Annotated in this window: 25 protein-coding genes and 1 tRNA gene; 15 read left to right on the forward strand and 11 right to left on the reverse strand. The window is 65.3% G+C overall.

Annotation, left to right across the window (positions count from 1 at the left end):
- Positions 1-2 precede the first annotated feature (2 nt).
- Positions 3-989: a tripartite tricarboxylate transporter substrate binding protein BugE gene (locus BV908_RS08020; protein WP_012655764.1), complete on the reverse strand. Its 987-nt coding sequence runs from the start codon at positions 987-989 to the stop codon at positions 3-5.
- A gap of 117 nt (positions 990-1,106) precedes the next feature.
- Here BV908_RS08020 and BV908_RS08025 point away from each other — a divergent pair, with 117 nt between their 5' ends.
- Positions 1,107-2,009, forward strand: a complete 903-nt coding sequence (locus BV908_RS08025) for a LysR substrate-binding domain-containing protein (RefSeq protein ID WP_103737788.1) — start codon at positions 1,107-1,109, stop codon at positions 2,007-2,009.
- Between the two features lies 1 nt (position 2,010).
- On the opposite strand, the gene BV908_RS08030 is transcribed toward BV908_RS08025, so the two are convergent.
- Positions 2,011-2,289 carry a hypothetical protein gene (locus BV908_RS08030; RefSeq protein ID WP_012655762.1) on the reverse strand — a complete coding sequence of 93 codons (279 nt, stop codon included), beginning with the start codon at positions 2,287-2,289 and terminating at the stop codon, positions 2,011-2,013.
- Positions 2,290-2,363: 74 nt separating this feature from the next.
- Here BV908_RS08030 and hemA point away from each other — a divergent pair, with 74 nt between their 5' ends.
- The 5 genes from hemA (at position 2,364) to BV908_RS08055 (ending at position 7,670) form a co-directional block, all read left to right on the forward strand.
- Positions 2,364-3,674, forward strand: a complete 1,311-nt coding sequence (hemA, locus tag BV908_RS08035) for a glutamyl-tRNA reductase (protein ID WP_103737789.1) — start codon at positions 2,364-2,366, stop codon at positions 3,672-3,674.
- 113 nt (positions 3,675-3,787) lie between these two features.
- Positions 3,788-4,891 carry a peptide chain release factor 1 gene (gene prfA, locus BV908_RS08040; RefSeq protein ID WP_103737790.1) on the forward strand — a complete coding sequence of 368 codons (1,104 nt, stop codon included), beginning with the start codon at positions 3,788-3,790 and terminating at the stop codon, positions 4,889-4,891.
- Between the two features lie 57 nt (positions 4,892-4,948).
- Positions 4,949-5,791: a peptide chain release factor N(5)-glutamine methyltransferase gene (gene prmC, locus BV908_RS08045; protein WP_103737791.1), complete on the forward strand. Its 843-nt coding sequence runs from the start codon at positions 4,949-4,951 to the stop codon at positions 5,789-5,791.
- A 54-nt stretch (positions 5,792-5,845) separates the two neighbouring features.
- A complete protein-coding gene (gene grxD / locus BV908_RS08050; protein WP_011804293.1) occupies positions 5,846-6,175 on the forward strand; it encodes a Grx4 family monothiol glutaredoxin in 330 nt (109 codons plus the stop codon).
- 178 nt (positions 6,176-6,353) lie between these two features.
- Positions 6,354-7,670 (forward strand): hemolysin family protein, encoded by a 1,317-nt coding sequence (locus BV908_RS08055; RefSeq protein WP_103737792.1) that lies wholly within the window; start codon positions 6,354-6,356, stop codon positions 7,668-7,670.
- Positions 7,671-7,755: 85 nt separating this feature from the next.
- Here the strand turns inward: BV908_RS08055 and BV908_RS08060 are convergent, their stop codons facing one another.
- The gene (locus tag BV908_RS08060) at positions 7,756-8,412 is read right to left on the reverse strand and encodes a lytic transglycosylase domain-containing protein (protein ID WP_011804291.1); all 657 of its coding nucleotides are present in this window, start codon (positions 8,410-8,412) and stop codon (positions 7,756-7,758) included.
- A gap of 20 nt (positions 8,413-8,432) precedes the next feature.
- Entirely contained in the window at positions 8,433-10,178 is a 1,746-nt protein-coding gene (locus tag BV908_RS08065) for a proline--tRNA ligase (RefSeq protein WP_047349968.1), read from the reverse strand.
- A gap of 90 nt (positions 10,179-10,268) precedes the next feature.
- On the opposite strand from BV908_RS08065, the gene BV908_RS08070 reads away from it, so the two are divergent.
- Positions 10,269-10,958, forward strand: coding sequence for an RNA pyrophosphohydrolase (locus BV908_RS08070; RefSeq protein ID WP_011804289.1), 690 nt, complete (start codon positions 10,269-10,271; stop codon positions 10,956-10,958).
- Positions 10,959-11,004: 46 nt separating this feature from the next.
- Here BV908_RS08070 and proB read toward each other — a convergent pair whose 3' ends face one another.
- From proB to rplU, 4 genes are all read right to left on the reverse strand, one after another.
- Positions 11,005-12,147: a glutamate 5-kinase gene (gene proB, locus BV908_RS08075; RefSeq protein ID WP_011804288.1), complete on the reverse strand. Its 1,143-nt coding sequence runs from the start codon at positions 12,145-12,147 to the stop codon at positions 11,005-11,007.
- A gap of 73 nt (positions 12,148-12,220) precedes the next feature.
- Positions 12,221-13,294: an Obg family GTPase CgtA gene (gene cgtA / locus BV908_RS08080; RefSeq protein WP_103737793.1), complete on the reverse strand. Its 1,074-nt coding sequence runs from the start codon at positions 13,292-13,294 to the stop codon at positions 12,221-12,223.
- Positions 13,295-13,440: 146 nt separating this feature from the next.
- Positions 13,441-13,698, reverse strand: a complete 258-nt coding sequence (rpmA, locus tag BV908_RS08085; RefSeq protein ID WP_011804286.1) for a 50S ribosomal protein L27 — start codon at positions 13,696-13,698, stop codon at positions 13,441-13,443.
- Positions 13,699-13,715: 17 nt separating this feature from the next.
- The gene (gene rplU / locus BV908_RS08090) at positions 13,716-14,027 is read right to left on the reverse strand and encodes a 50S ribosomal protein L21 (protein ID WP_011804285.1); all 312 of its coding nucleotides are present in this window, start codon (positions 14,025-14,027) and stop codon (positions 13,716-13,718) included.
- Between the two features lie 173 nt (positions 14,028-14,200).
- Between rplU and BV908_RS08095 the strand changes: the two genes are divergently transcribed.
- The 8 genes from BV908_RS08095 to BV908_RS08130 all read left to right on the forward strand — a co-directional run bounded on the left by BV908_RS08095 (position 14,201) and on the right by BV908_RS08130 (position 21,081).
- Positions 14,201-15,184, forward strand: a complete 984-nt coding sequence (locus BV908_RS08095; protein WP_011804284.1) for a polyprenyl synthetase family protein — start codon at positions 14,201-14,203, stop codon at positions 15,182-15,184.
- Positions 15,185-15,205: 21 nt separating this feature from the next.
- Positions 15,206-15,282, forward strand: a tRNA-Pro gene (locus tag BV908_RS08100).
- A 238-nt stretch (positions 15,283-15,520) separates the two neighbouring features.
- Positions 15,521-17,254 (forward strand): type IV-A pilus assembly ATPase PilB, encoded by a 1,734-nt coding sequence (pilB, locus tag BV908_RS08105; RefSeq protein ID WP_012655751.1) that lies wholly within the window; start codon positions 15,521-15,523, stop codon positions 17,252-17,254.
- Between the two features lie 20 nt (positions 17,255-17,274).
- Complete coding sequence (locus BV908_RS08110; protein WP_103737794.1) at positions 17,275-18,492, forward strand: type II secretion system F family protein; 1,218 nt, start codon at positions 17,275-17,277, stop codon at positions 18,490-18,492.
- Complete coding sequence (locus tag BV908_RS08115) at positions 18,492-19,373, forward strand: A24 family peptidase (protein WP_103737795.1); 882 nt, start codon at positions 18,492-18,494, stop codon at positions 19,371-19,373. The genes BV908_RS08110 and BV908_RS08115 overlap by 1 nt, the downstream gene beginning before the upstream one ends.
- A gap of 1 nt (position 19,374) precedes the next feature.
- On the forward strand, positions 19,375-19,998 hold the full coding sequence (gene coaE / locus BV908_RS08120) for a dephospho-CoA kinase (RefSeq protein ID WP_103737796.1): 624 nt from the start codon (positions 19,375-19,377) through the stop codon (positions 19,996-19,998).
- A gap of 90 nt (positions 19,999-20,088) precedes the next feature.
- A complete protein-coding gene (zapD, locus tag BV908_RS08125; protein ID WP_012655747.1) occupies positions 20,089-20,844 on the forward strand; it encodes a cell division protein ZapD in 756 nt (251 codons plus the stop codon).
- 6 nt (positions 20,845-20,850) lie between these two features.
- Positions 20,851-21,081: a DNA gyrase inhibitor YacG gene (locus BV908_RS08130; protein ID WP_011804249.1), complete on the forward strand. Its 231-nt coding sequence runs from the start codon at positions 20,851-20,853 to the stop codon at positions 21,079-21,081.
- Positions 21,082-21,149: 68 nt separating this feature from the next.
- Here BV908_RS08130 and BV908_RS08135 read toward each other — a convergent pair whose 3' ends face one another.
- Genes BV908_RS08135 through argJ form a run of 3 tightly spaced genes read right to left on the reverse strand, consistent with a single transcriptional unit; the run spans position 21,150 to position 23,755 of the window.
- Positions 21,150-21,596, reverse strand: coding sequence for an NUDIX domain-containing protein (locus BV908_RS08135; protein ID WP_047349963.1), 447 nt, complete (start codon positions 21,594-21,596; stop codon positions 21,150-21,152).
- The gene (locus BV908_RS08140) at positions 21,593-22,471 is read right to left on the reverse strand and encodes an ATP-binding protein (protein WP_011804247.1); all 879 of its coding nucleotides are present in this window, start codon (positions 22,469-22,471) and stop codon (positions 21,593-21,595) included. The genes BV908_RS08135 and BV908_RS08140 overlap by 4 nt, the downstream gene beginning before the upstream one ends.
- A gap of 54 nt (positions 22,472-22,525) precedes the next feature.
- Positions 22,526-23,755, reverse strand: a complete 1,230-nt coding sequence (argJ, locus tag BV908_RS08145) for a bifunctional glutamate N-acetyltransferase/amino-acid acetyltransferase ArgJ (protein WP_103737797.1) — start codon at positions 23,753-23,755, stop codon at positions 22,526-22,528.
- Positions 23,756-23,789: the final 34 nt, after the last annotated feature.

Raw genomic sequence — 23,789 nt, forward strand, 5'->3', positions numbered from 1 at the left:
CATCAGTCCAGCTTGATGTTGGCGCGCTTGGCCACGGCCGTGTAGCGCGCGATGGCGGCGTCGATCTGCTTGGCAAACTGCGCGGGCGTGTTGGCCATGGATTCGCCGGAGATGCTCTTTTGCTTCTCCAGGTAGTCGGGCATGGCCATGGCCTTGTGCGCGGCGGCGTTCAGCTTGGCGATGATCTCCTTGGGCGTGCCCGCGGGCGCCACCAGGCCGAACCACCCGCCGTCACCCATGCCGGCGTAGCCCAGCTCGGTGTAGGTGGGCACGTCGGGCAGCACGGGGCTGCGCTTCAGGGCCAGCACGGCCAGCGGGCGCAGCTTGCCCGACTGGATGTTGGCCAGCGTGGAGGGTAGGTTGTCCGTCATCGCGTTGACCTGGCCGGCCAGTGCATCGGTCGCGGCCTGGCCCGCGCCCTTGTAGGGGATGTGCAGCAGGTCGATGCCCGCCAGGTTCATGAAGTTCTCGATGTTGGCATGCCCCAGCGAGCCCGTGCCTGGCGAGGCAAAGGTGTACTTGCCGGGGTTGGCCTTGGCCAGCGCCACGAACTCCTGCATGGTCTTGGCGGGCACGCTGGGGTGCACCACGAAGACGCTGGGCACGCTCATCACGTTGGTGATGGGGGCGAAGTCCTTCACCGCGTCATACGGCAGCTTGGCGTAGATGGCGGGGTTGGCGCCGTGGGTGCTCACCGTGGCCATGCCGATGGTGTAGCCGTCCGGTGCCGCCTTGGCGATGGCGTCGGCGCCGATGGAGCCGCCGGCTCCGCCCTTGTTGTCCACCACCACGGCCTTGCCCAGGATGGGGCCCATCTTGTCGGCCAGCAGGCGGGCCACCATGTCGGTGGAGCCGCCGGGCGCGAACGGCACGATCAGCTTGATGGGGCGGTTGGGGTAGTCGCCCGCCTGGGCGTGCGCCAGGGGTGCGAAGGCCGCAGCGGCGGCGCAGGCGGCCAGGGTGGACAGCAGGGTACGGCGCAGTGCCATGGGGATCTCCTCGGTATTTGAATGAATGGGGGCAGCCCCATTCTTGAGCGCTCCCGCGTTGACGAAAAGCGACAAAATGGCGGCAATCCATTACCAACACTCATCAATCGACCGCCCATGCGCATCCACTCGCCGTCGCTGCCCGAACTGCACGCCTTTGCCGTCGCGGCGCGGCTGGGCAGCTTCTCGCAGGCGGCCGACGAACTCAGCGTGACCCAGGGTGCCATCAGCCGCGCCATCGCCCGGTTGGAGGAGCACCTGGGCGTGGCGCTGTTCGCGCGCGAGGGCCGGCGCAGCGTGCTCACGCGCGCGGGGGCCGACTACCTGCAGGCCGTGGGCCCGTCGATCGCCACCATCGAATCCGCCACGCTGGCCGTGCGCACGCGGCGCAACCCGCGCCAGTTGCGCCTGTCGGTGGCGCCCACGCTGTTCAGCCACTGGCTGATCCCGCGTCTGCCCGATTTCCACGCGCGCCACCCCGGCATCGCACTGTCGTTCGCACCCTACCGGCGCGACGACCCTCTGAGCGCGCCCGAGATCGATGCCTGGATCCGTGTGGGCCGCGCCGACTGGCCTGCGGGCATCGCGGCCGACTACCTGGTGGGGCGCGAGCTGGTACCCATCTGCCGCCCGGCCGATCTGCAGGGGCCCCAGGCCATCTGCGCACCGGCCGACCTGCTCGCGCGGCCGCTGCTGTTCCACACGAATTACCCGGACAACTGGGCGCACTGGTTCGCCGGTGTGGGCTGTGTCCACGGGCCGCTCACGCCGGCGGCGGACTTCGAGTTGGTGTCGCTGCTGGTGCAGGCGGTGATCGCCGGCCTGGGCGTGGCGGTGGTGCAGCGCGCGCTGGTGGAGCCGGAGCTGGCCGCCGGGCGCATCGCCATCGCCATCGACCACCCCGTGCTGCTGGACCGCGGCTACCACCTGTGCATTCCGACGGGGCGCGCGCCCAATCCGGCCCTGGACGACCTGCGCGGCTGGCTGCTGGCGCAGGCGTGCGGACAGGGCGGGGGTTGAATCAGCCGCGCCAGGCGCGCAGCAGCAACCACTGACTGGTGGCGCAGGCCGCCGCCAAGCCGGCGTAGGTGGCCATGCGGCCGTCGCGCCCCAGCAGCACCAACCCCGCCACGAGGACGCAACACCCCACTACAAAGTTGATAGCTATTGGCGCAATCCAGCCGTGCGCTCTGGCCAGTTTTCGCATAAAGACGTGGCTGCATGCCACCAGCAGCACGGCGACCGCCAGCGCCGGTGCGGTGAAGTTCAGCAGATGGTTGAGGGCGAGCAGCAGGTCCATGGAGTCATGATGCAGATCAAGCCATTGGCGCGGTGGCCTGCCTGAGTGCGCGGCGGATTTTATAATCCCACCCCATGGCAGTCTGGGCCCTCGGCATCAACCACCACACCGCTCCGCTCGATCTGCGGGGCCGGTTCGCGTTCGCCCTGGACCAGATCGCACCCACGCTGCACGGGCTGCGCGATTCGCTGTCCAGCGCCTCGGGCCGCCACCCGGGCGTGGAGACGGCCATCATCTCCACCTGCAACCGCACCGAGATCTACTGCGCAGCCGAGGCCCCGGCGCTGGACCACACGCTGGACTGGCTGGCCCACAGCGGCGGCGTGAGCCCCGCGCTGCTGCGTTCGCACTCCTACAGCCTGGAAAACAGCCTCGTCGCCCGCCACGCCTTCCGCGTGGCCAGCGGGCTTGATTCCATGGTGCTGGGCGAGGCCCAGATCCTCGGCCAGATGAAGGACGCCGTGCGCGCCGCTGAAGGCGCAGGAGCGCTCGGCACCACGCTCAACCAGCTCTTTCAGCGCAGCTTTGCCGTGGCCAAGGAGGTGCGTACCAGCACCGACATCGGCGCACACAGCATCAGCATGGCCGCCGCGGCCGTGCGGCTGGCCGGCCAGTTGTTCGAAGACCTGACGAAGATCCGCGTGCTGTTCGTGGGCGCGGGCGAGATGATCGAGCTGTGCACCACGCACTTCGCGGCCAAGACGCCCCAGCAGATCACGATCGCCAACCGCACGCTGGAGCGCGGAGAAAAGCTCGCCACGCGCTTTGGCGGCGAGGTCATGCGCCTGGCCGACCTGCCCGACCACCTGCACGAGTTCGACGCGGTCATCAGCTGCACCGCGAGCACGCTGCCCATCATTGGCCTGGGCGCCGTGGAGCGCGCGCTGAAAAAGCGCCGCCACCGCCCCATCTTCATGGTGGACCTGGCCGTGCCGCGCGACATCGAGCCCGAGGTCAAGCAGCTCGAAGACGTGTACCTGTACACCGTGGACGACCTGGCCAGCGTGGTACAGACGGCACAGGCGCATCGCCAGGCCGCCGTGGCGCAGGCCGAGGCCATCATCGACGCGGGCGTGCAGAGCTTCGTGCACTGGATGGAGCTGCGCAGCCCCGCCGCGCAGAACGGCGGCGTGGTGCCGCTGATCCAGCAACTCAACTCCCAGGCTGACGAATGGCGCGCCCTGGAGATCGCCCGCGCCAAGAAGCGCCTGGCCAAGGGCGAGGACATCGAGACCGTGCTTGAGGCGCTGTCGCGCGGCCTCACGCAAAAGATGCTGCACGGCACCATGGCCGAGCTGCGCGCGGGCGATGCCGAAGCGCGCGCCCAGACTGCACAGGCCGTCTCGCGCCTGTTCCTGCGCTCGCACAGCAAAAACGGGCTGTAGCGGCGCTCGCTCGCGCACCCCTGATTTCATAAGCCCCATCGGCCTACCGCGCTTACCAGACAAGCGCAAGCAGCTACCAGACTGGTAGCAAAACCCTTCTTTCACACCCCTTGATGAAACCCTTTCTCCGCAGCCAGCTGGAACGCTACGCGCAACGCCTGCAGGAACTCGACTTCCTGCTCTCGCGCGAAGACATCATGGCGGACATGCAGCAGTACCGCAGCATCTCGCGCGAGCACGCCGAGGTCACCCAGGTCGCGGGCCGCTACGCTCGCTACCAGCAGCGCGAGGCCGACCTGGCCGGCGCGCGCGAGATGCTCGAAGACCCCGACATGGCCGAGATGGCGCAGGAGGAAATCCACGCCGCAGAAACCGAACTGGTGCAGTTGGAGGACGAGCTGCAGCGCCTGCTGCTGCCCAAAGACCCCGACGACGAGCGCAACGCCTTCATCGAAATCCGCGCCGGCACGGGCGGCGACGAATCCGCCCTGTTCGCGGGCGACCTGGCGCGCATGTACACGCGCTACGCCGCCACCGTGGGTTGGAAGGTCGAGGTCATGAGCGCCAACGAGAGCGAGATCGGCGGCTACAAGGAAGTGGTGCTGCGCATCGAGGGCCAGCCCGGTACGAGCCCCTCCGGTAGCGGTGTGTACGGCGCACTCAAGTTCGAATCCGGAGGCCACCGCGTGCAGCGCGTGCCCGCCACCGAGACGCAGGGCCGCATCCACACCAGCGCCTGCACCGTGGCGGTGATGCCCGAGCCCGACGAGCACCAGGCCATCACGCTGAACCCGGCGGACCTGCGCATCGACACCTTCCGCGCCAGCGGCGCGGGCGGCCAGCACATCAACAAGACCGACTCGGCCGTGCGCGTGGTGCACTTGCCCACCGGCATCGTGGCCGAGTGCCAGGACGGCCGCAGCCAGCACAGCAACAAGGCCAAGGCGCTGCAGGTGCTGCAGGCGCGCATCCAGGAAAAGGAGCGCAGCGAGCGCGCGGCCAAGGAAGCCGCGATGCGCAAGGGCCTGATCGGCAGCGGCGACCGCAGCGACCGCATCCGCACCTACAACTTCCCGCAGGGGCGCCTCACCGACCACCGCATCAACCTCACGCTGTACAAGCTGCTGGCCATCATGGAAGGTGACCTGGGCGAGGTGCTGCAGGCCCTGCAGCATGCGCGTGAAGCCGAACTGCTGGCCGAACTGGGTTTGGAGTGATTTTGGCCTCTAGCGCCCACGCAGCAAGCGCCAACAGCTATCTATAGAGAAGCACCCATGCCTTCAATCACGCTGGCCCAGGCGTTGGCCCAGGCCCAAGCCGCAGGGCTGGGGCGCATCGACGCGCAGATGCTGCTGTTGCATGTGCTGGGGCGTGCGCCGGCCGACCGCGCCTGGCTGCTGGCGCACGACGGCGACACGCTGCCCGCGGTGGCCATGGAGCAGTACGCCGCGCTGTGCGCGCGCCGGGCCAAGGGAGAACCCGTGGCCTACCTTCTTGGGCGCAAAGAGTTCTGGGGCCTGCCGCTGTCCGTGGACGCGCGCGTGCTGGACCCGCGCCCGGACACCGAGACACTGGTGGCGTGGGCGCTGGAGATGCTGGCCACCCGCACCGCGCCGCGCGTGGCCGATCTGGGCACGGGCAGCGGGGCCATCGCCCTGGCGCTGCAGCATGAGCGCCCCGACGCTCAGGTGCTGGCCGTGGACGCCAGCGCCGACGCGCTGGCCGTGGCCCGCGCCAATGCCGGGCAGTTGGGCCTGCCCGTGCGCTTCATCCAGGGCAACTGGCTGCACGGGGTGGACGGTCCGTTCGATGCCATCGTGAGCAACCCGCCCTACATCCCCGCGCAGGACCCGCACCTGGCCGCGCTCATCCATGAGCCGCTGTCCGCGCTGGCCAGCGGCGCCGACGGCCTGGAGGACATCCGCACCATCGTGGCGCAGGCGCCTGCGCGGCTGGCGCCCGGCGGCTGGCTGCTGCTGGAGCATGGGTGGGACCAGGCCGAGGCCGTGCAAGCACTGCTGCGCGACGCAGGCTTTGACCAGGTGCAAAGCCGCCACGATCTGGCCGGCATAGCCCGATGCTCCGGCGGGTCAATGCCCGGCGGCGCCCCGCAGTGAAATAATCCCCCCATCGCCGCCCTGCCCCAGGGCGCCCCCCTTCAGGAGAACCCCATGAGCGACGTCCAGCAACGCATCGACCAACTGGTCAAGACCAACGACATTCTGCTGTTCATGAAAGGCAACGCCAGCTTTCCGATGTGCGGCTTCTCGGGCCGCGCCGTGCAGATCCTCAAGGCCTGCGGCGTGGACCCCAAGAATATCGCCACCGTGAACGTGCTGGACGACCAGGAAATCCGCCAGGGCATCAAGGACTACAGCCACTGGCCCACCATCCCCCAGCTCTACGTGAAGGGCGAGTTCATCGGTGGCTCGGACATCATGATGGAGATGTACGAATCCGGCGAACTGCAGCAGGTGCTGGGCACCGGCGACGCCGCCTGAAGCGCCGCGTCCTGCCGCCAATGGACCAACCGCCCACACCGGGCGGTTTTTTTATGTTCGCCGGCGCGCGCAGCGCCCCGCCACGCGGGCCCGCTACACTTGGCGGCACCTGGCCCCGTGTCTGCGTGCTTGGCACACCCCGCTGCACGACAGGCGCGCGGCATTGCATCCTCGCTCCATGCCTTTGTCCGAAAGCCTGATCGTCATCACCGCCCTCATCGGGGCCAGTGCCTTCTTCTCGCTGGCCGAGATTTCCCTTGCGGCATCGCGCCGCCTGCGGCTGCGCCAACTGGCCGACGAGGGGGACCACCGCGCCGACCGCGTGCTGCGGCTGCAGGAAAACCCGGGCGACTATTTCACCGCCGTACAGATCGGCCAGAACGCCGTGGCCGTGCTGGGCGGCATCGTGGGCGAAGGCACCTTGAGCCCGCACTTCTCCGGCTTCTTCAGTATGTGGCTGGGCGCATCGCATGCGCAGACGGCGGGTTTCCTGCTGTCATTCACCGTCATCACGTCGCTGTTCATCCTGTTTGCCGACCTGTTCCCCAAGCGCATGGGCATGGCGGAGCCCGAGCGCCTGGCGCTGCGCGTGGTGGCGCCCATGCAGGCCACCATGGCACTGTTGCGGCCCGTGGTATGGCTGTACAGCCGCTGCGCGGACCTGCTGTTCCGCGTGCTGGGCATGAACGCGCTGCGCGACGACCGCGTCACCTCCGATGACATCCTGGCCATGATGGAAGCCGGCGCGCGCGCCGGCGTGCTGGCCGCGCGCGAGCAGCAGGTGATCGAGAACGTGTTCGAGCTGGACACGCGCAGCGTGGCGAGCAGCATGTCGCCGCGCGACCGCGTGGCTTATTTCCTGCGCGACGATCCCGACACGGTGATCCGCGCACGCATTGCGGCCGAGCCGTTTTCCACCTACCCCGTGTGCGAAGGCGACATCGACCACGTGGTCGGCTACGTGGACGCCAAGGACCTGTTCCAGCGCGTGCTGAACAACCAACCCATCTCGCTGGCCGACGAGGGCCTGGTACGCAAGGTGCTCATCGTGCCGGACCGGCTGTCGCTGGCCGAAGTGCTGGAGCAGTTCCGCCAGGTGCATGAGGACTTCGCCGTCATCGTCAACGAATACAGCCTGGTCGTGGGCGTGGTCACACTCAACGATGTGATGAGCACGGTGATGGGTGACCTGGTGGGCCCGGCGGATGAGGAGCAGATCGTGCGTCGCGACGATAATTCCTGGCTCATCGACGGCACCACGCCCGTGTCCGACGTGCTGCACGCCCTCGGCCTGGACGAGCTGCCGCACGCCGATGAGTACGAGACCCTGGCGGGCTTTCTGATGGTGATGCTGCGCCGGGTGCCGCGCCGCACCGACAGCGTGACCTTCGGGGGCTACAAGTTCGAAGTGCTGGACGTGGACAGCTATCGCATCGACCAGGTGATGGTATCAAGGCTGGAAGGCGCGTCCAAACCAGTGCTGCCCGTTGAATAAGGGGCGGCGCTGCTGACAAGGGCAGCACCAGCCGGCGTGTGTGGCCATCTGCAAGACGCGGTATGGCCCGCTGGCCGACGGCAGATCAGGCGTCCGAAGTACGCTCCTGGAAGAACCAGTTGCGCTGCGCTGCGAACACGGCGCTCGGATACGGCGCCTTGCCCCGGCTGCCGTTGTAGCGGCCCAGCGCCATGTACAGGTCGCCCCGCTCGCGGTCGAGGTAGTGGCGCAGGATCACGCAGCCAAAGCGCAGGTTGGTCTGCATGTGGAACAGCTTGCCCGGGTCGCCGTCACCGATCACGCGGGTCCAGAATGGCATCACCTGCATATAGCCGCGCGCACCCACCGGAGAGACGGCGAACTTGCGGAATGCGCTCTCCACCTGGATCAGGCCCATGACCAGCGACACATCCAGCCCCGAGCGCTTGGACTCGTACCACACCGTCTGCAGGAAGTCGCGGCGCACTTCCCATTCGGGCTTGCGTCGGCGCAGGCGGTCGCTCATGGTGCCAAGCCAGCGCAGATACAGCAGGCGTGCCTCGGTGGAGGCAAATAGCGGCTCGGGCGGTGCCAGGTCTGCCACGGCGGAGCTGAGCGCGGTGCGCACGGAATCGATCAACGGCTCCTCCAGCTGGCTCCCCGCATGCGCAGGTGCAGCCACGCCCAGCCATGCAGCCGGCCCCGCCGCCAGCGAAGCCAGGCAGGCGCGGCGCGACAGCCGGCCCTGCCGTTCGTCGCTCATTGGACCACCTCCCGCCGCGTTCATGCTGCCAGCCGTTCCTTCACATGCGCCAGGATGTCCGCCACGCCCACTTTGGTGGCAGATGCATCGCGGCGGTGCTGGTATTCGACCTGCCCTTCCTTGAGGCTCTTGTCGCCAATGGTCACGCGATGGGGCACGCCGATCAATTCCCAATCGGCAAACATGGCGCCCGGGCGCTCGCCGCGGTCGTCCAGGATCACGTCCACACCGGCGGCTAGCAGGTCGGCGTACAGCGACTCGGCCTGTGCCTTGACGGCTTCGCTGCGGTCCATGCCCACGGGGCAGATGACCACGGTGAACGGGGCGATGGCGTCGGGCCAGATGATGCCGCGCTCGTCATGGTTCTGCTCAATGGCCGCTGCCGGCAGGCGCGTGACGCCAATGCCGTAGCAGCCCATCTCGAAGAAGGCGGGCTTGCCGTCTTCGCCGAGGAAGGTGGCATTCATGGCTTTGGAATACTTGGTGCCGAGGTAGAACACGTGGCCGACTTCGATGCCGCGCTCGATGGCAAGTTCCCCCTGGCCGTCCGGCGACAGGTCGCCAGCCACCACATTGCGCAGGTCGGCCACCATGTCGGGCTCCGGCAGGTCGCGGCCCCAGTTCACGCCGGTGAGGTGGTGACCTTCCTGGTTGGCTCCGCAGATCCAGTCGGCCATCACGGCCACGTCGCGGTCCACCACCAGCTTCACCGGCTTCTGCAGGTTCAGCGGGCCCAGGTAGCCCGGCTTGCAGCCAAAGTGGTCCACGATCTCGGCCACGGTGGCAAAGCGGAAACCCGCGTCCAGGCCCGGCACCTTGGCCACCTTGATCTCGTTCATGTCGTGGTCGCCGCGCAGCAGCAGCAGCCAGACCTGGCTGCGGATGATCTCGCCCGCCGCGTCGGTTTCGTCCGTGGCCAGCACCAGCGACTTCACCGTGGTGCTCAGCGGCACGCTCAGCAGTTCGGCCACGTCCGCGCAGGTGCTCTTGCCGGGCGTGGGTGTCACCGTCAGCGGCTGCTTGGCCGCGGGACGCGCGCCCGCGGGGGCCAGCGCTTCGGCTTTTTCCATGTTGGCCGCGTAATCGCTGGCGGGGCAGTAGACGATCGCGTCCTCACCCGTGGCGGCGATCACCTGGAACTCTTCGCTCAAGTCGCCGCCGATGGCGCCCGAATCCGCCGCCACGGCGCGGTAGCGCAGGCCGAAGCGGTCGAAGATGCGGCGATAGGCCTGGGCCATCACCTGGTAGCTCGCCTTGGCGCCGGCCTGGTCCCGGTCGAAGCTGTAGGCGTCCTTCATGATGAATTCGCGCCCGCGCATCAGTCCGAAGCGCGGGCGGCGTTCATCGCGGAACTTGGTCTGGATCTGGTAGAGGTTCTTGGGCAGCTGCTTGTAGCTGCGCAGCTCCTGGCGTGCGATGTCAGTGACCACTTCCTCGCTGGTGGGCTGGATCACGAAGTCACGCCCATGGCGGTCGTGAATACGCAGCAACTCGGGGCCCATCTTGTCGAAGCGCCCAGTCTCCTGCCACAGCTCGGCGGGCTGCACCACGGGCATGGTGCATTCCACGGCACCTGCGCGGTTCATCTCCTCGCGCACGATGGCTTCCACCTTGCGGATCACGCGCAGGCCCATGGGCATGTAGTTGTAAATCCCGGCACCCAACTTCTTGATGAGGCCTGCGCGCATCATGAGTTGGTGACTGACAACCTCGGCGTCGGCAGGCGCCTCTTTCAAGGTGGAAATGAAAAATTGGGAAGCTTTCATCGAACGGGCTTGACAACTGGGGCGGGTGCGCTTGCCGCACGCGAGGTAGCGTGCATAATGACCGCAGTTTTAAAAATTTGGGGTTAGATTATGCTCGACCGGGACGGATTCCGCCCAAATGTCGGCATCATCCTGCTCAACCAGAGAAACCAGGTATTCTGGGGCAAGCGCATACGCACCCATAGCTGGCAGTTCCCTCAAGGCGGCATCGACCGCGGAGAAACCCCCGAGCAGGCCATGTTCCGGGAACTGCACGAAGAGGTAGGACTGCTGCCGCCCCAGGTGCGTGTGATTGCCCGTACGCGGGACTGGTTGCGCTACGAGGTGCCAGACCGGTTCATCCGCCGCGATGCACGCGGACACTACAAGGGTCAGAAACAGATCTGGTACCTGCTGCAATTGCTGGGGCACGACTGGGACCTGAACCTGCGCGCCACCAACCATCCAGAGTTCGATGCCTGGCGTTGGAACGACTACTGGGTTCCGCTGGACGTGGTGGTCGAGTTCAAGCGAGGCGTATATGAGATGGCGCTGACTGAACTGGCGCGTTTTCTGCCGCGCCACGAACAGCGCAACCGCTATTTGCGCAGCGGCATGCGTACGCGCGAGCACGAAAGCAGCGGTCAAGCCTCGCTGCCCCGTACCAGTTCACTGTTGGTCAAGCCCGGTATGGAACTGCCTCCGGGCGCCAGCTTCGACCCTGACCCGCAAAACAGCGTGCCAGCGCCGTTGGAGGCGCTGCCTACCCTGCCCGTCCCCAAGAAGCCACTGGATGCCTAGCGTGTGTAAGAAGGCACGCGTCCGCAAGACGCACCCTTCTTAAGCGTCATCGCGCGCCGAGCACCACCATGTTGTCGCGGTGAACCATCTCCGGTTCGGCCGCGTACCCCAGCAGGCGCTCAAACTCTGCGGAAGGCTTGCGGCACAGCAGGCGCGCCTCGGCGCTCGCATAGTTGGCGAGACCGCGGGCGATCTCTGTGCCGCCGGGGTCGCGCACCGCGATCACATCGCCGCGCACGAAGTCGCCCTCCACCGCCACCATGCCGATCGGCAGCAGGCTCTTGCCGTCTTCGCGCAGCTTGGCCGCCGCGCCGGCATCCACCGTCACGGAGCCGCGCAGTTGCAGGTGGTCCACCATCCACTGCTTGCGCGCCTGGTTCTTCTGCGTCTGCGCCACGAGCAACGTGCCGATCGATTCGCCCCGGGCCAGCCGCAGCAGCACGTCCGGCTCCCGCCCCCATGCGATGACGGTGGAAGCACCCGAGCCCGCCGCACGTTTGGCCGCGAGGATCTTGGTGATCATCCCGCCCTTGCCGATGCTGGAGCCCGCGCCGCCGGCCATCGCCTCCAGCGCCGCATCGCCAGCCTGTGCCTCGTGGACGAACTGCGCCTGCGGGTCGCGCCGCGGATCGGCGGTGTACAGCCCCTTCTGGTCGGTCAGGATCACCAGCGCGTCGGCTTCGACGAGGTTGGCGACGAGAGCCCCCAGAGTATCGTTGTCACCAAACTTGATCTCATCGGTGACTACGGTGTCGTTCTCATTGATCACCGGCACCACGCCCAGGCGCAGCAGCGTCAGCAGGGTGGAGCGGGCATTCAGGTAGCGCTCGCGGTCCGCCAAGTCGGCATGGGTCAGCAGCACCTGCGCACTGCCCATGGATTGCTCGCGCAGCTTGGTCTCGTACATCTGCGCCAGCCCCATCTGTCCCACGGCGGCAGCGGCCTGCAGTTCGTGGATCTCGCCGGGGCGGCTGCTCCAGCCCAGGCGCTTCATGCCTTCGGCGATCGCTCCGCTGGAGACCATGATGACCTCGCGCGGCTCGCCCCCCTGCCCCCGCACCAGCGCTGCCAGTTGGCGGCACCACTCCCCAATGGCCACCTCGTCCAGCCCCCGTCCCTCATTCGTGACGAGACTGGACCCTACCTTGACCACGATGCGACGCGCGTCGCGCAATACACTGGACACCATTTTTATAAGAAATTAGGCCCTAGCGCTTGTCAGGCAAGCGCCAACAGCTATAAATTAAATAGCAATCCTCGCATCACCCACGCGGTGGCTCACCAGCGAAGCGCGGGTCCACCTCAGCCGGCGCATTCTGCGCCAACTGCTGGGCGTGCACGTGCTGGAAGATGGACTGCACCAGGGGCTCGCAGCCTTCGCGCGTCAGCGCGGAGATTTCGAACACGGGGCCCTTCCATTTGAAGCGTTTCACGAAGTCCTTCACCCGCGCAGCGCGCTCTTCGGATGGCACCATGTCCAGCTTGTTGAGCACCAGCCAGCGCGGCTTCTCGTACAGCTGGGTGTCGTATTTCTTGAGCTCGGCCACGATGGCCTTGGCCTGCGCCACGGGATCGACGGATTCGTCGAACGGCGCCATGTCCACCACGTGCAGCAGCAGCCGCGTGCGCTGCAGGTGGCGCAGGAACTGGTGGCCCAGGCCCGCGCCCTCGGATGCGCCCTCGATCAGGCCGGGGATGTCGGCCACCACGAAGCTCTGCTCCGGCCCCACGCGCACCACGCCCAGGTTGGGGTGCAGCGTGGTGAACGGATAGTCGGCGATTTTCGGGCGCGCGTTGGAGACCGCGGCGATGAAGGTGGATTTGCCGGCATTGGGCATGCCCAGCAGCCCCACGTCCGCCAGCACCTTGAGCTCCAGCTTCAGGCTCTTGCGCTCCCCGGGCCAGCCCGGCGTCTTCTGGCGCGGCGCGCGGTTGATGGCGCTCTTGAAGCGCAGGTTGCCGAAGCCGCCGTCCCCGCCCTTGGCGATCGTGACCACCTCGCCCGGCGTGAGCAGCTCGTACAGCAGCTCGCCGGTATCCGCGTCGCTGATGATGGTGCCCACGGGCATCTTGAGCGTGATGTCGGCGCCTGCCGCGCCGAACATGTCGGAGCCCATGCCGTGCTCGCCACGCTTGGCCTCGTGCCGGCGTGAATAGCGGAAGTCGACCAGGGTGTTGAGATTGGGGTCGGCCACGGCGAACACATGCCCCCCACGCCCGCCGTCTCCACCGTCGGGCCCCCCGAACTCCTTGTATTTCTCGTGCCGGAACGAGACACAGCCGTTGCCACCGTCACCGGCGGCTACGTCAATAAAGGCTTCGTCGACGAACTTCATGGGTATCCAGTTTACAAAAAGCGCACCTGGGCGCCGGAGGGTGCGCAAAAGAGCGCCATCACGCATGCGCGCGGCTGCGCCAGGCGCTGAAAACAACAAAGCCCCGACGGGTCGGGGCTTTGTTGTCGCTTCAGCGGCGAAGGGCCTTAAGCAGGCGTCACGCTGACCGTGTGCTTGGACAGAGCGCCCTTCGTGCCGAACGACACGTGGCCATCCACCAGGGCAAACAGCGTGTGGTCCTTGCCCACGCCGACGTTCACGCCGGGATGGATGCGCGTGCCACGCTGGCGCACGATGATGGAACCCGCGCTGATCAGCTCACCACCGTAAGCCTTCACGCCGAGCATTTTGGGCTTCGAGTCGCGCCCGTTTCGCGTAGAGCCGCCGCCTTTTTTCTGTGCCATGAGATCAGCTCCCTGATTTAAGCAGCAATCGCCTGGATCTGCAGTTCGGTGAACTGCTGACGATGGCCTTGACGTTTCTGATAGTGCTTGCGACGGCGCAGCTTGAAGATGCGCACCTTGTCGTGCTTGCCGTGGGCCACGACCGTAGCCTTCACCGTTGCGCCGGACACCAGGGGCGTGCCGACCTTGAGTTCAGCGCCGTTGCCGACTGCCAGAACCTGGTCGATCACGATCTCCTGGCCTACTTCCGCAGCAATCTGTTCTACCTTGATTTTTTCGCCAGCGGCAACGCGATACTGCTTGCCGCCGGTTTTTATGACCGCGTACATGTAAACCTCGAATCTGAAATTGGAGTTCTGCGGACGGATTTCCACAGAACCAAAGATTCTATCACAAGCACCCGAAACCGATCCAGGCAACGCGACACAGCGCCGGAGGGTCCCCCAGGCCCCCCTGGGGCGCTTCCTATAATTGCCGCTTCACTTCACCACCACCGATCACCTTGGCCGCCAACTCCCCCAGCACCGCCGCCACCCTCGCCCTGATTGCCGACGACATGCGGGAGGTGGACAAGGTCATTGCAGCGCGGCTGCAATCGTCCGTCCCGCTTGTGGGCAGCGTAGCCCAGTACATCATCTCGGCGGGCGGCAAGCGCCTGCGCCCGGCGCTGCTGCTGCTGACCTGCGGCGCGCTCGAATACAAGGGGGAGCAGCGATTCAACCTCGCGGCGGTAGTGGAATTCATCCACACGGCCACCCTGCTGCACGACGACGTGGTGGACGAATCCACCCTGCGCCGCGGCCGGCCCACCGCCAACGAGACCTTCGGCAACCCGGCGAGCGTGCTGGTGGGCGACTTCCTGCACACACGCTCCTTCCAGATGATGGTGGAGGCAGGCAGCATGCGCATCCTGCAAGTGCTGGCCGACGCGACCAACGTGATCGCCGAGGGGGAAGTCCAACAGCTCATGAACACCCATGACGCGTCCCTGGACGAGGCCGGATACCTCCACGTCATCCGCTCCAAGACCGCCAAGCTGTTCGAGGCCAGCGCCCGGCTCGCCGCCATCCTGGCCGGCAGCACGCCCGACATCGAGCAAGCCTGCGCCGACTACGGCCAGGCGCTGGGCACGGCCTTCCAGGTCATCGACGACGTGCTGGACTACGACGGCGACGCGCAGGAGATGGGCAAGAACCTCGGCGACGATCTGCGCGAGGGCAAGGTCACGCTCCCCCTCATCATCGCCATGCAGCGCGGCAGCCAGGCGCAGCGCGAGTTGCTGCGCAACGTCATCGAAACGGGCAGCGCCGACGAACTCCAGCCCGTCATCGCCATCATCCGCGAGACAGGCGCCCTGACCGCCACCCGCGACGCGGCCGCCGCCCAGGCCCGGCTGGCGATGGATGCCGCCGCCAAGCTTCCCGCCAATCCATACACCAAAGGTTTGCTACAATTAGCGGCTCAGCTGTTGGAGCGTCGAACTTAGCATCGGCGACCGCGGCAGAATCGGGGTGTAGCTTAGCCTGGTAGAGCGCTACGTTCGGGACGTAGAGGCCGGAGGTTCGAATCCTCTCACCCCGACCAGTTATTTTCATGCCCAAGCCCTGCATCGCGGGGCTTTTTTGCATCTGGACGCCGCGCGGGTGCCAAGGAACCGCATATCTTTAATGCGGTTGCCCTCGCAGAGCCCATGCTGCCCTTGAGCCGCCGGCTGGGGCAAATGTCACTCACACAACGCTTGCGCCATTAAGCCTGTACACACCTTGGGCGATCGGCGATGATTGAAGAGTTTCCCTTCCTTCCATAAGAATCCGCTAGTTACATGGCTGCTATCGACACACAGAAAGAAGCTCAACCCATTGCCTTACCCGGACTGGCGCGCGCGTTGATGTCTGTGGGCAAATTGGATCAAAAAGCGGCGGAAGAGATTTACAAAAAGTCACAAAATAGCCGCAGTAGCTTTATTGCAGAGCTCACGGAATCGAAAATCATCACGCCAAGTGATCTAGCCCATACGGTATCCACCGTATTTGGTGCCCCCTTGCTAGATGTCGATGCGATCGACCGGCAGCGCATCCCCAAAGATCTGTTGGACGTCAAACTGTGCCAGTCCTACAAAGTCATCGCTCTCAGTAAGCGCAATAACCGGCTCATAGTCGCCACCGCGGATCCGACATTTCAAGAGGCCGCAGAAAAGATCAAGTTCACCACACAAATGGGGGTGGACTGGATCATCGCGGAATATGACAAACTGCTCCGCTTGATTGAGGCGAGCACAAAGAGCGGTACAGAAACGCTCGACGGCATTAACAGTAGTAATGATTTTGAGTTCGGCGACATTCCCGTTGATGAAGCTCCGGACGAGGATGCCGACAATCCCGCGGAAGTCGAGGATGCTCCCGTTGTCAAATTTCTGCACAAGATGCTGCTGGATGCCTTCAATATGCGTGCATCCGATCTGCATTTTGAGCCCTACGAGCACCATTACCGTGTCCGCTTCCGCATAGATGGCGAATTGCGCGAAATCGCATCGCCGCCTATTGCAATCAAGGAGAAGCTGGCCTCGCGCATCAAGGTGATCTCCCGTCTGGATATTTCGGAAAAACGCGTGCCCCAGGATGGCCGCATGAAGCTCAAGGTTGGGCCGGACCGGGTTATCGATTTCCGCGTCAGCACACTGCCTACGCTCTTTGGCGAGAAGATCGTGATCCGTATTCTCGATCCGAGCAGCGCCAAGCTGGGTATTGACGCACTGGGATATGAGCCCGAGGAAAAGGAGCGTTTACTGCAGGCCATCAACCGCCCTTATGGAATGATCCTGGTGACCGGACCCACGGGCTCCGGGAAGACCGTGTCGCTCTACACATGTCTCAATTTGTTGAACAAGCCCGGCGTCAATATTGCGACCGCTGAGGACCCCTCGGAAATCAATCTCCCGGGCGTGAACCAAGTCAACGTCAATGAGAAAGCCGGCCTCACGTTTGCCGTCGCGCTTAAGTCATTCCTTCGCCAAGATCCGGACATCATCATGGTGGGTGAAATCCGGGATCTGGAAACGGCAGACATTTCAATCAAAGCCGCGCAGACGGGTCACTTGGTGCTCTCTACCCTGCACACCAATGACGCTCCCACGACATTGACGCGCATGCGCAATATGGGCATCGCGCCCTTCAATATCGCATCCAGCGTGATTCTTATTACGGCGCAGCGACTGGCGCGTCGCTTGTGCCCCAATTGCAAGGCGCCCGTGGACATTCCGCATGAGACGCTGCTGGAGGCCGGCTACCGGGACGAGGAGATCGACGGCTCATGGGTTACCTACCGACCGGTGGGCTGCTCCGCCTGCAATAACGGATACAAGGGGCGCGTGGGCATTTATCAAGTCATGCCGGTGTCCGAAGAAATCCAGCGCATCATCCTGCGCGATGGAAGCGCACTGGAAATCGCCGAACAGGCACGCCTGGAAGGCGTCCGTTCTCTGCGTGAATCCGGGCTTCACAAGGCAAAAATGGGATTGACCTCGTTGGAAGAGGTCTTGGCTGTCACCAACGAATAAACAAATCGAGAGAGAAAACAATGGCGACCGTTGCAGCGAGGGGCATCAAGGACTTTGTCTTCGAGTGGGAGGGCAAGGATCGTAGCGGCAAGATCGTGCGCGGCGAAGTACGCGCCGCGGGAGAGAACCAGGTCAAAGCAACGCTGCGGAGGCAGGGCGTTCTGCCAACCAAGATCAAGAAGCGCCGGATGAGCGCGGGCAAAAAGATCAAGCCCAAAGACATCGCGCTGTTCACGCGCCAGATGGCCACGATGATGAAGGCCGGCGTTCCACTGCTTCAGGCATTTGATATCGTGGGCCGGGGTAATACCAATCCCAGTGTGACCAAGCTGCTCAACGATATCCGCGGAGATGTGGAGACAGGAACGTCCCTGAATGCCGCATTCCGTAAATATCCGATGTACTTCGACAGCCTTTACTGCAACCTCGTAGAGGCCGGCGAAGCTGCCGGTATCCTGGAAGCGTTGCTCGACCGGCTGGCCCTGTACATGGAGAAGACCGAGGCCATCAAATCCAAGATCCGGTCGGCGCTGATGTACCCGATCTCGGTGATCATCGTTGCGTTTGTCGTGGTGACGATCATCATGATTTTCGTGATTCCCGCGTTCAAAGAGGTTTTCACCTCGTTCGGAGCCGACCTGCCCGCTCCTACCCTGTTCGTGATGGCCATCAGCGAATTCTTCGTGGCTTACTGGTGGCTGATATTCGGCGTCATCGGCGGGGGGTTCTACTTCTTCATGCAGGCCTGGAAGCGCAGCGAGAAAATGCAGCGTTTCATGGACCGTTTCCTGTTGAAAATGCCCATCTTCGGTGCATTGATCGACAAGTCCTGCGTTGCCCGTTGGACCCGCACCCTGTCGACCATGTTCGCTGCCGGTGTGCCATTGGTGGAGGCACTGGACTCGGTGGCCGGTGCATCGGGCAACTCGGTCTACGCCATCGCGACGGAGAAGATTCAGCAGGAAGTCTCCACAGGTACCAGCCTGACGGCCGCCATGGGGAATGCCAACGTATTCCCCTCCATGGTGCTGCAGATGTGTGCGATCGGCGAGGAATCCGGCTCCATCGACCACATGCTGGGCAAGGCCGCCGACTTCTATGAAGCCGAAGTGGATGAAATGGTGGCCGGCCTGTCCAGCCTGATGGAGCCCATCATCATCGTGTTCCTGGGCACGCTGATCGGTGGCATCGTGGTGTCCATGTACCTTCCGATCTTCAAGCTCGGGCAAGTGGTTTGATGTCAGGCTCGCTAGCAGTGGACGCCGTGCTGGTGGGCGTCCTGGGGATGCTGATCGGAAGCTTTCTCAACGTCGTGATCCATCGCCTTCCGCGCATGATGGAACGGCAATGGGCCGCAGAATGCCGGCAGTACGGGCAGGATGTAGGGCTGCTTTCCACGGCGGCGCCTCCTGAGACCGACAACGAGCCCCTCAGCCTGTCCAAGCCGCGTTCACGCTGCCCCTCCTGCGGCCACGCGATCCGCTGGTACGAAAACATTCCGGTCCTGAGCTATTTAGCCCTGCGAGGCCGGTGCGCGGGTTGCGGCACGCGCATCAGCCCCCGGTATCCGCTGGTAGAGCTGGCGACGGGTGCCTTGTTCTATGCATGCGCGCTCCGCTGGGGCTGGAGCCTCACGACCGCCGCGTGGTGCGGTTTCTCGGCCGCGCTGGTCACACTGGCATGCATCGACTGGGACACCACGCTTTTACCCGACGACATCACGTTGCCGTTGCTGTGGGCGGGCCTGCTTGCGGCCGTCTTGCGCTGGATTGAAGTGCAGCCCGTGGATGCCGTCATCGGCGCCGCAGCGGGCTACCTGTCCCTCTGGTCCGTGTACTGGGGGTTCAAGCTGGCCACAGGCAAGGAGGGCATGGGCTATGGCGACTTCAAACTGTTCGCCGCCCTGGGCGCCTGGTTTGGCTGGCAGGCGCTCGTACCGATCATTCTGCTGGCCTCGGTCATCGGCGCCATCGTCGGCATCGCCATGAAGCTGGCCAGCACCCTGCGCGAAGGCAAGTACGTCCCCTTCGGCCCGTTCCTGGTGGGAGGAGGCATGGCCGCCATGCTGTGGGGCCCCGGGCGCATCATGCAGGCCGTCTTTTCCGTGCTGGGGCTCTAAGGTGGGCTCTCGGCAGGCCGGTCCCCGCTCGGTGAAACTGGGCGTGACGGGCGGCATCGGCAGCGGCAAAAGCACGGTGGCCGGCATGTTGCGACAGAACGGCGCGGCACTGATCGACGCCGATGCCATCGCCCGCTCGGTGACCGAGGCGGAAGGCGCCGCTATCGCGGCCCTGCGCGACGAGTTCGGCCCCGACTACATCACCGACGGCGCGCTGGACCGGGCACGCATGCGCACCCTCGTTTTCAGCGATCCCACGGCGAAGCAGCGCCTGGAAGCCATCGTTCACCCCTTCGTGGGACGCGAGATCGCACACGCTGCAGCACAGGCGCACCGCGCGGGCCACGCACTCATCGTGCTCGACATTCCGCTGCTGACGGAGTCGCCCCGTTGGGCCCGGCAGCTGGACGCTGTCCTGGTCGTAGATTGCCGGGAGGAGACGCAGATTCAGCGTGTGCAGATGCGCAGCGGTCTGACCGCCGATGCCGTGCGCGCCATCATGGCCACACAGAGCCCACGCGCCACGCGCCGCGCGGCCGCCGACCTGGTGATCTACAACGACGGGTTGGCGCTGTCAGATTTGCAAACAAAGGCACGCGAGATCGCCGTATTCTTCGGGCTATGATGTGTTCGCACCGGCGTGGTGTGCAATGGTCTGCCGCAGCGCAGCGCTCGCACCCCGCCCCACACCGTGCGCACTCAGGAACCCCGTAGCGTGATCCTTTACGAATACCCTTTCAACGAACGCCTGAGAACCTATCTGCGGCTTGAGCAGCTGTTTCGCCGGCTGGGCGAGCTCATCGCGCGCCCGCATCCCCTGGACCATCACTATGCCCTCGTGACCATGTTCGAGGTCATGGACGTGGCGGCCCGCGCCGATCTCAAAGCCGACGTGCTCAAGGATCTGGAAAAGCACAAGCACCAGTTGGATGCCTATCGCGGCAACCCCTCCATCTCCGAGGAAGCCCTGGACGGCGTGATCGCCCAGCTCGACCAGTGCTTTGCCGCACTCAACGCGCAAACCGGCAAGGCCGGCCAGGCGTTGACCGAGAACGATTGGCTCATGAGCATTCGCAGCCGCGTGGGCATCCCCGGGGGCACCTGCGGCTTCGATCTGCCCGCCTACTACGCGTGGCAGCACCGTCCGCCCCAGGACCGCCAGCACGACCTGCACCACTGGGCCGCCACGCTGGGGCCGTTGGCAGAGTCCGTCTACGTGCTGCTGCGCCTGCTGCGTGATTCGGGGCTGCCGCAGAAAGTGGCGGCCGAGCGCGGGCAGTTCCAGCAGAACCTGCCCCAGGGCCGCACCTTCCAGCTGCTGCGCTTGGCAATCGACCCTGCACTGCAACTCATCCCGGAGATCAGCGGCAACCGCCTCATCGTTTCGGTGCGGCTGATGCGCCAGGAAGAAGGCGGCCGCCTGGTTCCCAGCACCGAGGACGCGGCATTTGAACTGACCCTGTGCGCCTGACACGACATGACCGGCACACCCTCCCGCTCCGACACACCTGCGCCCCAAGGCAAGCGAGTGCCTTGCCCGACCTGCGGCGGCCCGAGCCTGTACAGCCCGGCCAACCGCTTCCGCCCGTTTTGCAGTGAACGCTGCAAGCAGATCGATCTGGGGGCCTGGGCAGCCGAAGATTTCCGCATGCCGGCCGAGGCGCCGCCGGAGGATGCGGAGTTCGGCGATCCCAAGCGCCAGCCGTGATATTTGAAGAAAAGGCTGCTAACGCTTATCCAGCAAGCGCAAGCAGCTATGTATTTTGAAGCAACGTCTCACGCCAGCAGCGAAGCGTCGAACACCTCGCCACGCTCCTCGGCCAGCCACTGCAGCACGGGATAGGCGCCCGGCAGCACCGGCTTGACCTGCAGCGGCCAGTGCTGCCAGGCCATGGTCTGGCCCTCGCGCATTTCGAACGCACCGCTCCATTCGCGCACCTTGCACCAGTGCAGGCGCACGAGGGCATGCGGGTAGTCATGCTCGGTCACCTTCCAGGCCTCCACCGGGCCGATGGTCACGCCCAATTCCTCGATGAGTTCGCGGCGCAGCGCCTGCTCCACGGTTTCCCCGGCTTCGATCTTGCCGCCCGGGAACTCCCAGTAGCCCGCGTAGGGCTTGCCCGTGGGGCGGGTGGACAACAGCATCGCCCCGTCCTCTCGCAGCAGAATGCCCACGGCGACCTCGGTGTGCTTGCGCTGTGGCGTGCTGTTCGATTCGCTCATGCGCCCTCGCCCTCCCGCCCTGCGAAATCCCGGGCAAATTGATAGGCCACGCGGCCGCTGCGCGAGCCGCGCTCCAGCGCCCACACCAGCGCCTGCGGGCGCGCCGCCTCGATAGCTTGGGCGGGCACGCCCAGCGCAGCCAGCCACTGCGCCACGATGGCCAGGTACTCGTCCTGGCTGAACGGGTAGAAGCTCACCCACAGGCCGAAGCGCTCGGACAGGGAGATTTTTTCCTCCACCGCCTCGCCCGGATGGACCTCGCCATCGTCGGTGTGGGTGTAGCCCAGGTTCTCCTTCATGTATTCAGGGAGCAGGTGGCGCCGGTTGCTGGTGGCATACACCAGCACATTGGGTGTGGCCGCGGCGACCGAGCCGTCCAGGATCGACTTAAGGGCCTTGTACCCGGCCTCTCCATCCTCAAAGCTCAGGTCATCGCAGTAAACGATGAACTTCTCGGGCCGGCCGGAGACCACGTCCACAATGTCGGGCAGATCCGTCAGGTCCGCCTTGTCCACCTCGATCAGACGCAGGCCCTGGGGTGCATAGCTGTTCAGGCATGCCTTGATGAGCGAGGACTTGCCCGTGCCGCGCGCACCGGTCAGCAGCACGTTGTTGGCGGGCTTGCCTTCGACGAACTGCTGGGTGTTGCGCTGGATCTTTTCCTTCTGCGCATCGATCTCCTTGAGATCGGACAGCTGCATGGCGGCCACATGGCGCACCGGCTCCAGCACACCATGGCCGCCGCTGCGTTTGCGGTAACGCCAGGCGATGGAGGCCGCCCAGTCCGGCGCCGACAATGGCTGCGGCAAGACCGCCTCGATACGGGAGATGAGCTGCTCCGCACGCGCGATCAGCTGGTCGAATTTATCAGTCATTTTCGGCTCTAGCGCTTATCTAACAAGCGCTGACAGCTATCAAAAGGGAAGCATTCAAGAGCGGTAATCCGCGTTGATGGTCACGTAGTCGTGGCTCAGGTCGCAGGTCCACACCGTGTCCACCGCCGCACCGCGGCCCAGCACCACGCGCACGGTGATCTCGCTTTGCTTCATCACGCGCTGGCCGTCTTCCTCGCGGTAGGCCGGATTGCGCCCGCCCTGCACGGCCACATGCACGTCGTCCAGAAACAGGTCGATCTTGGTCTGGTCCAGGTCCGCAATGCCTGCGTAGCCCACGGCCGCCAGGATGCGGCCCAGGTTCGGGTCGCTGGCAAAGAAGGCCGTCTTGACCAGCGGCGAATGCGCGATGGCATAGGCCACCTGCCGGCACTCTTCGCCCGTCTGGCCGCCCTCCACGCGCACCGTGATGAACTTGGTCGCACCCTCGCCATCGCGCACGATGGCCTGTGCCAGCTTTTGCGCCACTTCCAGCAACGCGGCCTTGAGCACACGGCCCTCGGCGCTGTCGAGCGAGGTGATGGGTGCGTGCCGCGCCTTGTGCGTGGCCATCAGCACGAACGAGTCGTTGGTGCTGGTGTCGCCGTCGATGGTCACGCGGTTGAAGGACTGGTCCGCCAGCTCGCGCACGAGCGGGCGCAGCAACTCGGGCGCGATGCAGGCATCCGTGGCCAGGAAGCCCAACATGGTCGCCATGTTGGGGCGGATCATGCCCGCGCCCTTGGAGATGCCGGTAATGGTCACTGTTGCACCGCCCAACTGCACCTGCGTGCTGAACGCCTTGGGCAGCGTGTCGGTGGTCATGATGCCTTCGGCCGCGCGCGCCCAGTGGCCGGGCTGTGCATCGGCCAGCGCGGCGGGCAGCGCGGCTGCAATGCGCTCGTGCGGCAGCGGCTCCATGATGACGCCGGTGGAAAACGGCAGCACCTGGCTGGCCGCCAGACCCAGGTGGCCAGCCAGTGCCTCGCAGGTGGCGCGCGCACGCGCGAGGCCGTCCGCGCCCGTACCGGCGTTGGCGTTGCCCGTGTTCACCACCATGGCGCGAATCGCCTGGCCGCCGTCCAGGTGCTCACGGCACACCTGTACCGGCGCGGCGCAGAAACGGTTCTGCGTGAACACGCCCGCGACGGTGGTGCCTTCGTCCAGCAGGAACACGGTCAGGTCTTTGCGCTGCGCCTTGCGCACACCGGCTTCGGTCACGCCGATGCGCACACCGGCCACGGGGTGCAAATCCGATGCAAGAGGAGCGGAGAGATTCACGGGCATGCGTCGTATTCCTTCAGAAAGAGACGTCGGGGAA

The organism is Diaphorobacter sp. LR2014-1 (assembly GCF_002916785.1).
GTDB classification, from domain to species: domain Bacteria; phylum Pseudomonadota; class Gammaproteobacteria; order Burkholderiales; family Burkholderiaceae_C; genus Diaphorobacter; species Diaphorobacter nitroreducens.